At 31.3% G+C, this 12,109-nt stretch carries 15 protein-coding genes; 10 read left to right on the forward strand and 5 right to left on the reverse strand.

Annotation, left to right across the window (positions count from 1 at the left end):
• Positions 1 to 234: 234 nt before the first annotated feature.
• From IDG60_RS15900 to IDG60_RS15915, 4 genes are all read left to right on the forward strand, one after another.
• A complete protein-coding gene (locus tag IDG60_RS15900) occupies positions 235 to 879 on the forward strand; it encodes a ribonuclease FAU-1 family protein (protein ID WP_000865624.1) in 645 nt (214 codons plus the stop codon).
• 115 nt (positions 880 to 994) lie between these two features.
• Positions 995 to 1,861 carry a LysR family transcriptional regulator gene (locus tag IDG60_RS15905; RefSeq protein WP_000687412.1) on the forward strand — a complete coding sequence of 289 codons (867 nt, stop codon included), beginning with the start codon at positions 995 to 997 and terminating at the stop codon, positions 1,859 to 1,861.
• A gap of 131 nt (positions 1,862 to 1,992) precedes the next feature.
• Entirely contained in the window at positions 1,993 to 3,213 is a 1,221-nt protein-coding gene (locus IDG60_RS15910; RefSeq protein WP_000367062.1) for a sugar efflux transporter, read from the forward strand.
• Positions 3,210 to 3,698: a DUF456 domain-containing protein gene (locus tag IDG60_RS15915; RefSeq protein WP_000152582.1), complete on the forward strand. Its 489-nt coding sequence runs from the start codon at positions 3,210 to 3,212 to the stop codon at positions 3,696 to 3,698. The genes IDG60_RS15910 and IDG60_RS15915 overlap by 4 nt, the downstream gene beginning before the upstream one ends.
• A 98-nt stretch (positions 3,699 to 3,796) precedes the next feature.
• Here IDG60_RS15915 and IDG60_RS15920 read toward each other — a convergent pair whose 3' ends face one another.
• Positions 3,797 to 4,486: a DUF1129 domain-containing protein gene (locus IDG60_RS15920; RefSeq protein WP_000842860.1), complete on the reverse strand. Its 690-nt coding sequence runs from the start codon at positions 4,484 to 4,486 to the stop codon at positions 3,797 to 3,799.
• A gap of 126 nt (positions 4,487 to 4,612) precedes the next feature.
• Between IDG60_RS15920 and IDG60_RS15925 the strand changes: the two genes are divergently transcribed.
• The 4 genes from IDG60_RS15925 to IDG60_RS15940 all read left to right on the forward strand — a co-directional run bounded on the left by IDG60_RS15925 (position 4,613) and on the right by IDG60_RS15940 (position 6,577).
• Complete coding sequence (locus IDG60_RS15925) at positions 4,613 to 5,056, forward strand: GNAT family N-acetyltransferase (protein WP_001259672.1); 444 nt, start codon at positions 4,613 to 4,615, stop codon at positions 5,054 to 5,056.
• A 66-nt stretch (positions 5,057 to 5,122) separates the two neighbouring features.
• Positions 5,123 to 5,518, forward strand: a complete 396-nt coding sequence (locus tag IDG60_RS15930) for an SA0632 family lipoprotein (RefSeq protein WP_000733432.1) — start codon at positions 5,123 to 5,125, stop codon at positions 5,516 to 5,518.
• Positions 5,519 to 5,655: 137 nt separating this feature from the next.
• Positions 5,656 to 5,955 (forward strand): hypothetical protein, encoded by a 300-nt coding sequence (locus IDG60_RS15935; protein ID WP_000545115.1) that lies wholly within the window; start codon positions 5,656 to 5,658, stop codon positions 5,953 to 5,955.
• 79 nt (positions 5,956 to 6,034) lie between these two features.
• Positions 6,035 to 6,577: a GNAT family N-acetyltransferase gene (locus IDG60_RS15940; protein ID WP_000638613.1), complete on the forward strand. Its 543-nt coding sequence runs from the start codon at positions 6,035 to 6,037 to the stop codon at positions 6,575 to 6,577.
• A gap of 95 nt (positions 6,578 to 6,672) precedes the next feature.
• Here IDG60_RS15940 and IDG60_RS15945 read toward each other — a convergent pair whose 3' ends face one another.
• The 4 genes from IDG60_RS15945 to IDG60_RS15960 all read right to left on the reverse strand — a co-directional run bounded on the left by IDG60_RS15945 (position 6,673) and on the right by IDG60_RS15960 (position 9,432).
• The gene (locus IDG60_RS15945) at positions 6,673 to 7,239 is read right to left on the reverse strand and encodes an LOG family protein (protein ID WP_000820897.1); all 567 of its coding nucleotides are present in this window, start codon (positions 7,237 to 7,239) and stop codon (positions 6,673 to 6,675) included.
• A 1-nt stretch (position 7,240) separates the two neighbouring features.
• Positions 7,241 to 7,699: a YaiI/YqxD family protein gene (locus tag IDG60_RS15950; protein WP_000148828.1), complete on the reverse strand. Its 459-nt coding sequence runs from the start codon at positions 7,697 to 7,699 to the stop codon at positions 7,241 to 7,243.
• 2 nt (positions 7,700 to 7,701) lie between these two features.
• Positions 7,702 to 8,385 (reverse strand): hypothetical protein, encoded by a 684-nt coding sequence (locus IDG60_RS15955; RefSeq protein ID WP_000358498.1) that lies wholly within the window; start codon positions 8,383 to 8,385, stop codon positions 7,702 to 7,704.
• 171 nt (positions 8,386 to 8,556) lie between these two features.
• The gene (locus IDG60_RS15960) at positions 8,557 to 9,432 is read right to left on the reverse strand and encodes an undecaprenyl-diphosphate phosphatase (protein ID WP_000469894.1); all 876 of its coding nucleotides are present in this window, start codon (positions 9,430 to 9,432) and stop codon (positions 8,557 to 8,559) included.
• Between the two features lie 218 nt (positions 9,433 to 9,650).
• Between IDG60_RS15960 and IDG60_RS15965 the strand changes: the two genes are divergently transcribed.
• Together IDG60_RS15965 and IDG60_RS15970 are read left to right on the forward strand one after the other, a co-directional pair.
• A complete protein-coding gene (locus tag IDG60_RS15965; RefSeq protein WP_153156294.1) occupies positions 9,651 to 11,282 on the forward strand; it encodes an ATP-binding cassette domain-containing protein in 1,632 nt (543 codons plus the stop codon).
• Positions 11,279 to 12,109: ABC transporter transmembrane domain-containing protein (locus IDG60_RS15970; RefSeq protein WP_241013387.1), on the forward strand; the 831-nt coding region annotated here is incomplete at its 3' end. The genes IDG60_RS15965 and IDG60_RS15970, both read left to right, overlap by 4 nt.

A 12,109-nucleotide genomic window follows, 5' to 3' on the forward strand; every position in this document is an offset into this window, starting at 1 on the left:
TTCAGTGTAAAATGTACTTGGGTCATGTAAAAGTCCTCCTGGGTATGTTTTTGTCGTTAAAAACATTGTACCGTAAAAGGACTGTTATATGGCCTTTTTACTTTTACACAATTATACGGACTTTATCAAAATAATAATAAATATTTTCATATGATTAACAAAAACTATAAAACTGTATCATGACATGACATCATTTATGTAGTTTTATATAATAATGACAAGGAGTTGGTGACTGTGAAAGTAAAGTATATAGATAAACGTCACTGGCGTCGCCTAATTGATAGGGAATACACAGAGGTAAAAGTTAATAATAATAGGTTTAAGGGTATTATAGGCTTAGTCACGATGAAAAAGGTTCGTGATCCTTTAGAGGTGACGGTAGTTGGACAAAATATCATTGTCGCAGATGACAATTATAAATGGTTGCAAATACTACCTGAAAAGAAACGTTATAGTATAACTGTAATGTTTGATAATAAAGGCAATCCATTAGAATATTATTTTGATATAAATATCAAAAATATAACGCAAAAAGGTAATGCGCGTACAGTAGATTTATGTTTAGATGTTTTAGCATTACCAAGTGGTGAATATGAGTTGGTAGATGAAGATGATTTAATGTTTGCATTAGAAAGTGAGCAAATTACAAAAAAGCAATTTCATGAAGCATATATGATTGCACATCAAATTATGGCAGAGTTAGAAAATGATTTTAAAGGATTCCAAAAGAAAATCATGTACTGCTTTAATAAAATTAATGCAAAGGCTCAAAAAAATCATCAAAAGCCACAAAATAAAACTAATATTGAAAAAAGCAAACAAATAAAACCTAAGCAATATAATCAAACTAAAAATCACCAACAACAAAAGAAAAACTAAGTAATTCAAGCTGCAGCCATGCCAATAAAATTGGTGAAATTATTCGTTAGTAATGAACTCATGAATGCTTGTAGCCATGAAAGTTCAATAATTGAATAATTTATGGGGGGAAATTATGAAGATTGAAGACTATCGTTTACTAATAACATTAGACGAAACGAAAACGTTACGTAAAGCGGCTGAAATTTTATATATATCTCAACCTGCTGTTACACAAAGACTAAAAGCTATTGAAAATGCTTTTGGAGTAGATATTTTTATCAGAACAAAAAAACAATTGATTACAACAACTGAAGGAACAATGATTATTGAGCATGCCCGTGACATGTTGAAAAGAGAGCGATTATTTTTTGACAAAATGCAGGCACATATTGGTGAAGTGAATGGAACAATATCAATCGGGTGTTCTTCTTTGATTGGACAAACCTTACTTCCTGAAGTTTTGAGCCTATATAATGCCCAATTTCCTAATGTTGAAATACAAGTGCAAGTTGGTTCAACTGAACAAATTAAAGCAAATCATAGAGATTATCATGTTATGATAACTCGTGGAAATAAGGTAATGAATTTAGCTAACACACATTTATTTAATGATGATCATTATTTTATTTTTCCAAAAAATAGACGAGATGATGTTACAAAGTTACCATTTATAGAGTTTCAAGCTGATCCGATTTATATAAATCAAATAAAACAATGGTATAACGATAATTTAGAACAAGATTACCATGCAACTATTACAGTGGATCAAGTAGCAACTTGCAAAGAAATGTTGATTAGTGGTGTAGGTGTTACAATTTTGCCGGAAATTATGATGAAAAATATCAGCAAAGAACAATTTGAGTTTGAAAAAGTAGAAATTGATAATGAACCGCTGATTCGTTCGACATTTATGAGTTATGATCCGAGCATGTTGCAATTGCCACAAGTTGATTCTTTTGTAAATCTCATGGCGAGCTTTGTTGAACAACCAAAGGCGTAGTTTTAGACTAATTTAAGGTTTGTATTTAATTTTAAACTATTCGGTTAAATTGAACGTAGTTGTTTGCTAACGCACCAACAGCAAAAGAGCCCCTAATTAATAAATTAAAAGGGGCTCTAAGAAGCGGGGTTATGGATATGTTTGCAGCGTTATTACAAATAAAGAATTATAAACTCTTTGTTGCTAATATGTTTCTACTAGGTATGGGTATTGCGGTTACGGTCCCATATCTTGTTCTTTTTGCAACTAAAGATTTAGGTATGACAACAAATCAGTATGGATTACTTCTAGCATCTGCAGCGATTAGCCAGTTTACAGTAAATTCAATTATTGCTAGATTTTCGGATACGCATCACTTTAATAGAAAAATTATTATTATTCTCGCATTATTAATGGGTGCGCTTGGTTTTTCAATATACTTTTTTGTAGATACAATCTGGTTATTCATATTACTATATGCGATTTTCCAAGGATTATTTGCACCAGCAATGCCCCAACTTTACGCATCTGCTAGAGAATCTATCAATGTTTCAAGCTCTAAAGATAGAGCTCAATTTGCCAACACAGTATTACGTTCAATGTTCTCATTGGGCTTTTTATTTGGTCCATTTATTGGTGCCCAATTAATCGGTTTAAAAGGCTATGCTGGATTGTTTGGTGGAACAATAAGTATCATTTTATTTACTTTAGTACTTCAAGTGTTTTTCTATAAGGATTTAAACATTAAACACCCTATTAGTACGCAACAACATGTTGAAAAAATTGCTCCTAATATGTTTAAAGACAAAACGCTTTTATTACCATTTATTGCATTTATTTTATTACACATTGGACAATGGATGTATACGATGAATATGCCTTTATTTGTTACTGATTATTTAAAAGAAAATGAGCAACATGTCGGTTATTTAGCTAGTTTATGTGCTGGTTTAGAAGTGCCATTTATGATCATTCTTGGCGTTTTATCATCTAGATTACATACTCGAACATTGTTGATTTATGGAGCGATTTTTGGTGGTTTATTCTACTTCAGCATTGGGGTATTTAAAAACTTCTATATGATGTTAGCAGGACAGGTATTTTTAGCTATTTTCTTAGCGGTTCTTTTAGGAATTGGTATTAGTTATTTCCAAGATATCTTACCAGATTTTCCAGGATACGCCTCAACACTATTTTCTAATGCAATGGTTATTGGACAGTTAGGCGGTAACCTATTAGGTGGTGCTATGAGTCACTGGGTAGGTTTGGAAAATGTATTTTTTGTATCAGCAGCATCAATCATGTTAGGTATGATACTTATATTCTTTACTAAAAATCAAAAAATTACAAAAGAGGATATGATATCAACATGACAATTATTTTATGGCTACTTATCATCGCTGCCTTCATGTTAGCATTTGTTGGGTTGATTAAGCCGATTATTCCTTCTGTTTTAGTATTATGGGTTGGCTTTCTAATCTATCAATTTGGCTTTCATAATCAGCATTTATCATGGGTGTTTTATGTATCTATGGCATTGCTAACAATACTAATTTTATGTGCGGACTTTTTAGCTAATAAATATTTTGTGAATCGCTTCGGTGGTTCTAAGTTTGGAGAGTATGCAGCTTTAATTGGTGTGGTTATTGGATGTTTTGTTTTACCGCCATTTGGAATTATTATTATACCTTTTATTTTGGTATTCATAGTTGAATTAATACAAGGCTATTCATTTGAAAGAGCAGTTAAAGTAAGTATAGGTTCAATCGTAGCATTTTTAACAAGTAGTATAGCTCAAGCAATCATTATGTTTATAATGATTGTATGGTTCTTTATAGATGCTTTATTGATTAATTAATAAAAAGCTTATTGCAAAATATGTTTTTCGGTAACTGTAATTTAGTGATTTTATCATTAACAGTACCAAATTCGCATATGATGTAATAAGCTTTTTGTTTATAAAAATGTATGAGAATGTTTTTTCGAAATATTTCTTTCAATGCGTAATCCAATAGGCATAACTATAAATGAAAATATAATAAATACCCAATTGCTTACCTGAATATATGGTCCAAAGGCAAGTAATGATTGTGGAATAAAGAATACATAGAAAAATCCTACAATTAGTAGAATGATTGCTAAATAGGTGAATATCCATATCCAATTTGAATTGTTAAAACACTGCAGTTGTATTGTTTTAAAACTAAACCATATAAATAAAAAGACAATAAAGAATCCAACGACTACTGAAAACGGGAATGAAACAAAATATAAATTACTTCCATTTTTTTCCATGAAAAATCCTAAAAATCCTTTGAGAAAACTAACAATCCCAATTAATAGAACGATGTGTTGATAGATATATTTAAAAATATTTTTAAATGTTTCATTAGGCATCGCTTTTAGTTCTTTTATTGCATGTGCTTTTGGGTCGTGATTGAAAAAATCTAAGGCTAATAAACCATGTTGTTCTGCGCTTAATAATTGTTTGAGTATACGGTTAATAATTAACTCTGTATCATGAGGGTTGACGCGAAAGTCAGAGCGCATATAAGTCATATAATTCTCGAAGATTTCTCTATCAGTATTGCTTAATCTTAATGATTTAACATTATTTTCTTTTGTTAATTGCGCAGTACTTTTCATTGTTACTTAAGCGCTCCTTTAAAAATGTTTAATTCCTAATTAAAATGGAAATGATTTTATAGTATTAATAAAGTCAATCATATCATATTAAACGCATAAATATAACGATTAATATTGGAGAGGAAAATGAGGACACTTAATAAAGATGAACATAATTATATCAAGCAAATAGCTAATATACACGAGACATTATTGTCGCAAGCAGAATCCAACTATAAATGTACTAAACTGAGTATTGCTCTTAGGTACGAGATGATATGTTCAAGATTAGAACATACAAATGATAAAATTTATATATATGAAAATGAAGGTCAATTAATAGCGTTTATTTGGGGACATTTTAGTAATGAAAAAAGTATGGTTAACATTGAACTGCTATATGTTGAACCACAATTTCGCAAACTGGGAATAGCTACGCAACTGAAGATTGCGCTTGAAAAATGGGCAAAAACTATGAATGCAAAGCGAATAAGCAGTACAATTCATAAAAATAATTTGCCAATGATATCTTTGAATAAAGATTTAGGTTATCAAGTGAGTCATGTGAAAATGTATAAAGATATTGATTAGAATTAGGATTATGTTGCTAATTCATGTTAAAATTAAAAAAGATTTAATGACGTTAAGGAGTTTTATATGAAGAAATTAATCATCAGTATTATGGCGGTCATGCTATTTTTAACAGGTTGTGGTAAAAGTCAAGAGAAAGCCACTCTGGAAAAGGATATCGATAATTTACAAAAAGAAAATAAAGAATTAAAAGACAAAAAAGAAAAGCTTCAACAAGAAAAAGAAAAATTAGCAGATAAGCAAAAAGACCTTGAAAAAGAAGTGAAAGATTTAAAACCTTCAAAAGAAGATAACAAGGATGATAAAAAAGACGAAGACAAAAATAAAGACAAAGATAAAGATAAAGAGGCATCACAAGATAAGCAATCAAAAGATCAAACTAAGTCATCGGATAAAGATAATCACAAAAAGCCTACATCAACAGATAAAGATCAAAAAGCTAATGACAAACACCAATCATAATCGTATTGCTTACTTGTTATAGATGAAAGGTACAGCGTTTTAAACCTTATTTTAAGGGTATGTATTAATTAAAATGTGGTCATGATTGAAACAGAACGTAAAAATAGACAACGTAATTAATAAAGGAGAGAAACGGCATGCATGAACAAGATTTTAGAATTTTAGAGGGTCAAGATATTACTTTGCCAGAATTAGGTAGAGAATTAGAAAATATTACAGGACATACGATTGCTGATTCTACTGGCGAAATTAAGCGTGTAATTGCACATTTACCAAACTTTGAGTCCGATACAGATACTTTTGTTGCTACATATCGTTTAAACCATCAACAAGATTTTATAGATGCAACTTTTACTGCGCTGAAATCAGATAGAGCACGTTTAAAAGAAGTGCCAGTTCATGTTGAACTTATAAGTTATATTTCTAAATCAAAATAAACTGCTATCTAAAACGCAAAGTTGATCAAAATATCGATTTTGTGTTTTTTATTGAGAAATTATATAGGAGTGTCAATCGATGATTTATTGTGAAACAGAGCGTTTAATATTAAGAGACTGGCATGAAGATGATCTGTTACCTTTTCAAAAAATGAATGCGAATTATGACGTACGTAAATATTTTCCAAGTTTATTGAGTTATCGTCGTTCAGAATTAGATATGAGAACTATGGATGCGGTTATTAAAGATTATGGCATTGGATTATTTGCTGTAGAAGATAAAGAGTCCCATCAATGGATAGGCTTTATAGGTTTGAATTATATTCCAGAAACAAGCGATTATCCATTTAAAGAATTACCGCTTTATGAAATAGGTTGGCGCTTGTTGCCTGAATTTTGGGGAAAAGGATTAGCAACTGAAGGCGCAAAGGCAACGTTGAAGTTAGCAGAAGAACATCAAATATACGATGTCTATAGTTTTACAGCAGAAGCAAATAAAGCCTCACAACGTGTAATGGAAAAAATTGGCATGACAGTGTATGATCATTTCGAATTACCCAATCTAAGTAAGTATCATTTATTAAAAAGGCAAGTGCGCTATTACATTAATCTTCGAAAGTGAAAAATTTATACATAATCGTAACAAACACCCCTAACATTGTTTAGCTGATGATAACAATATTAGGGGTGTTTGTTTATTTTTTAACCTTAGAATGATTAATCGTATGAACGAGTACCCAGAGGTTTGAAATTTAATATTGATTCTATTAATGATTCCTTAGTGTCGCATAACGGTGCAAGAGCACGATACTTAGGATCAATAAAACCTTCCTCAATCATATGGTCAATCATTGTTTGTAGTGGATTGAAAAAGCCATTAATATTATAAATGGCAATAGGCTTTTCATGGATACCTATTTGAGCCCAACTATACATTTCGAAAAATTCTTCTAGTGAACCTGCGCCACCAGGAGCCATGACAAATGCATCTGCAAGTTCTGCCATTTTATTTTTACGTTCATGCATAGAATCAACTAAAATTAATTCAGTTAAACGTTGGCTTGTGATTTCATGTTCATCTAACATTTTAGGCATGACGCCAATAGCTTTGCCGCCATGATTTAATACACCATCTTGAATGGCACCCATAATGCCAATTGACCCTGCACCAAATACTAATTCATAACCTTGTTCAGCAAAATATTTACCTAAATCGTATGCTTTTTGTACATATGAAGGGTCATGACCTTTGCTTGCACCACAATAAACTGCGATTCGTTTCATGTTAATCCAGCTCCTTAATTCGATGAATGACTTTTAATAGTGATTGTTCAAACACTTTTTGATCTTGCTTTGTAAAAGGTGGGGGACCTTTGTGGCGACCACCTTGTTTTCTAATTTGTGCATTCATATATCGTTTATCTAATAGTTGTTGAATATTTTTGGAATTGTATATCTTCCCATTATGATGCATGACAATTAAGACTTTGTCGACTAATAAACTTGCGAGTCCATAATCTTGAGTGACTACGATATCATCCTTCGTTGATAATTGAACAATTTTGTAATCAACTGCATCTGGTCCATCATCAACATATAATGTTGATACATGTGGAGGATATAATTGGTTCGAAAAATGGCTGAAGCTCCGAATAATTGTCACAAAAATGCCTGTCTCAGTTGTTAAATCTATAATAGAATCAACAACAGGACAAGCATCTCCATCAATAATAATATGTGTCACAATTATGCCTCTGTATTGTTTTCTTTATTTTGTTGAGAGGCGCTTTTGGCAACATAATCTTTATATTTTTTAAATGACTTGATGCGTGCTTTATCAGCTTCTTGTTGGCGTTTTTGTTCTTCTTTGTGTCGTTTTTCAATATTTTTTTGTAACTTTTTATTCATTTTAGCGATTTCTTTGCGATTTTTTTCAGCTAGTTTATCGCCTTTTTTCTCAGTTTTCTCATCTAATTTATTAGGTGTTAAGCCTGCTTTTTCTTCGTATTTTTGTGATTTTTTCATATCTTTAATACGTTGTATTTCATTCTTTTCGCGGGCTTTTTGCTCTTCTTTATGACGCTTTTCGATATTTTTTTGAAGTATTTTATTCATTTTATCAGCGTCTTTACGATTTTGTTTAGCTAATTTTTCGCCTTTTTTCTCAATATAGGCAGGATCATGTTCTCTAGCAAACTTTTTAAGTTCACGTTTATTTTCAAAATCTTGTTTTTTATCGCCGACATATTCTTTAACATCACTCGCTGTGTTACTGATTGCTGCAGATGTTTTTGAAGCAACTTTACTTGTAGCATCTGTAACTTTTTGTACGTCCGGATGTTGTTTGATACGTTTACGTTCAACAATTAACGGTACCAATACAATTGGTAATACATTAATCATAAATTTGATGACTTTTTTCTTATCCATAGATCTTGCCTCCATAATTACTTTATTAATTTTACATACCCTATGATACATCAATATAAACGATGATAGTAGTGAATCACTATTAAGTATTTCAGATGTTTTTTAAAAGAAGACAATAAAAACTGCCAATCAAGTGGTTCCTTAATTGACAGTCTATATTTTAAAAGGAAATTAAATACCTTTACCAATGCCAAATCCGAAGTAAAGTATAGCAATAAAGATTACTAATACAATTCTGTAAATGGCAAATGGAATTAGTTTGATTTTGTTAATTAGATGCAAGAATGTTTTGATTGCAATTAGTCCAACAGTAAATGCAGCTAAAAAGCCTAAAATATAAAAAGGTATATCAGCAATCTGAATATCTTGATAATGTTTTAATAAAGATAAACCACTAGCTGCTAACATAATTGGAACAGCCATAATAAATGTGAAGTCCGATGCTGCTTTATGATTTAATTTCATTAATACCCCAGTTGAAATTGTTGAGCCTGAACGGCTGAAACCAGGCCACATAGCTACTGCTTGAGAGATACCAATTACAAACGCTTGGAAATAATTGATTTGATCCACTGTTTGTGGGTTTTTAACTTTAACTGAATACTTATCAGCAATAATCATATAGATAGCACCTACGAATAAGCCAATCATAACAGTTGGCACACTAAATAAATGTTCTTCGATGAAATCATCAAATAGTAAGCCTAAAATACCTGCTGGCACCATACCCACTAATACATGTAATAAATTTAAACGTCTTGGCTTTGAACGTCTTTGTTGATCGTTTTCTCCTTCAACATGTTTGTGTTTACCAATATGTAAAATCTCTAAGAAGCGTTCGCGGAATACCCATGCTGCTGCAAAGACGGATCCTAATTGGATGACGATTTTAAATGTAAATGCTGATTGAGAACCTAAAAATTCAGATGATTTTAACCACATATCATCAACTAGAATCATATGTCCAGTAGAGGAAACAGGTGCAAATTCTGTTAATCCTTCGACGACCCCTAAGATAATACCTTTTATTAATTCAATGATAAACATAATGTACCCACTTTCATTACTCAATTTAATTTATTTAAATATCAAAATTACCATATCATGATAGCATATTCATTTAAAGACATGCTAGTTATAGTTATAATACTAGACTAAAGATGTATATATTCATTTTCTTTTACATGTAAAACTACAATATTTTATTGAGCTATTTAATTTGATTTTAAGGAAAACCTTTTATAATAGGTTTAGGTGATATAATTGTGAAAAAATTAACAATAATACTGTTTCAATATAAAATTTTTCCGGTACTCATGTTCTTGGTCAGTACTGGTCTCGGCATACTCGTTATAACGCAAAATATTTTAATAGCAGATTTTTTAGCTAAAATTATAAGACATCAATTTCAAGGTTTATGGATTGTATTATTTATTTTATTAGGTGTTTTACTTTTAAGAGCAACTGTGCAATTTCTAAATCAATGGTTAGGTGATACATTAGCATTTAAAGTTAAGCATATGCTTAGACAGCGGGTTATTTATAAAAATAATGGTCATCCAATCGGTGAACAAATGACTATACTCACAGAAAACATTGATGGTTTAGCACCTTTTTATAAGAGTTATTTGCCTCAAGTGTTCAAATCAATGATGGTTCCGCTCATCATAATCATTGCAATGTTTTTCATCCATTTCAATACCGCATTAATTATGTTAATAACTGCACCATTTATTCCTTTGTTTTATATTATTTTCGGTTTGAAAACGCGAGATGAGTCAAAAGATCAAATGACTTATTTGAATCAATTTAGTCAACGGTTTTTAAATATTGCTAAAGGTTTAGTGACGTTAAAGCTATTTAATCGTACAGAGCAAACAGAGAAGCATATTTACGACGATAGTACTCAGTTTAGAACTTTAACAATGCGCATTTTACGCAGTGCTTTTTTATCGGGATTAATGCTCGAATTTATAAGTATGTTAGGTATTGGATTGGTTGCATTGGAAGCAACGCTAAGCTTAGTAGTATTTCATAATATTGATTTTAAAACTGCGGCAATTGCGATTATTTTAGCGCCTGAATTTTATAATGCAATTAAGGACTTAGGGCAAGCGTTCCATACTGGAAAACAAAGTGAAGGTGCCAGTGACGTTGTGTTTGAGTTTTTAGAACAACCGAACTATAATAATGAATTTCTATTAAAGTATGAGGAAAACCAAAAGCCATTTATTCAGTTAACAGACATATCATTTCGATATGATGATTCTGATAGATTGGTATTAAATGATTTAAATTTGGAAATATTTAAAGGTGATCAAATTGCACTTGTAGGTCCAAGCGGGGCAGGTAAATCCACTTTGACACATCTTATTGCAGGTGTTTATCAGCCAACAATAGGTACTATAAGTACAAACCAGCGTGATTTAAATATAGGAATACTTAGTCAACAGCCATATATTTTCAGTGCTTCTATAAAAGAGAATATTACGATGTTTAAAGATATAGAAAATAATACTATTGAAGAAGTGCTAGACGAAGTAGGTTTATTAGACAAAGTGCAATCTTTCACAAAAGGCATTAACACAATAATAGGTGAAGGAGGCGAAATGTTATCTGGTGGACAGATGAGACGCATAGAACTTTGCCGTCTTTTAGTTATGAAGCCAGATCTCGTTATATTTGATGAGCCTGCAACTGGTTTAGATATTCAAACAGAACACATGATTCAGAACGTTCTGTTTCAACATTTTAAAGATACAACGATGATTGTCATTGCACATAGAGATAATACAATTCGCCATTTACAACGACGCTTGTATATAGAAAATGGAAGACTGATTGCTGATGATCGCAATATTTCAGTAAATATAACAGAAAATGGTGATGACTTATGAAAACACGACTAAAATTTCAAGTAGATAAGGATTTATTGTTAGCTATAGTTGTTGGTGTTTGTGGAAGTTTAGTTGCGCTCGCCATGTTTTTCTTAAGTGGTTATATGGTGACACAAAGTGCACTTGGTGCGCCACTATACGCTCTGATGATTTTAGTCGTTACAGTAAAATTGTTTGGGTTTTTAAGAGCTATTACTCGATACGTAGAGCGCCTTATTTCTCATAAAGCTACATTTACAATGCTACGTGATATTCGGGTACAGTTTTTCGGTAAATTAGTAAATGTCATTCCTAATGTTTACCGTAAACTGAGTTCTAGTGATTTAATTTCACGTATGATTAGTCGTGTTGAGGCATTACAAAATATATATTTACGTGTTTATTATCCACCAGTCGTTATCGGTTTGACAGCGCTAGTTACAGTCATAGTTTTGGCGTTCATTTCAATCGGCCATGCGCTATTGATTATGGTTAGCATGTTGTTTACTTTACTCATTGTTCCTTGGTTAAGCTCAAAAAAAGCACGTACTTTAAAGAAACATGCAGCTAATGAACAGGCCCGATTTTTAAATCATTTTTATGATTATAAAGCTGGTATGGATGAACTACGTCGATTTAATCAAATTAATCATTATCGAGATAATTTGATGGCTAAATTAAATCATTTTGATAAATTACAACTTAAAGAGCAACGCTTTTTAACGATTTATGATTTTATATTAAATATTATTGCTATGCTTTCGATTTTTGGTAGTTTAGTTCTAGGATTAATTCAAATTAATGCAGGCCAACTAAATATTATTTATATGACGAGTATAGTTTTAATG

This window comes from Staphylococcus sp. EG-SA-2, from assembly GCF_017152085.1.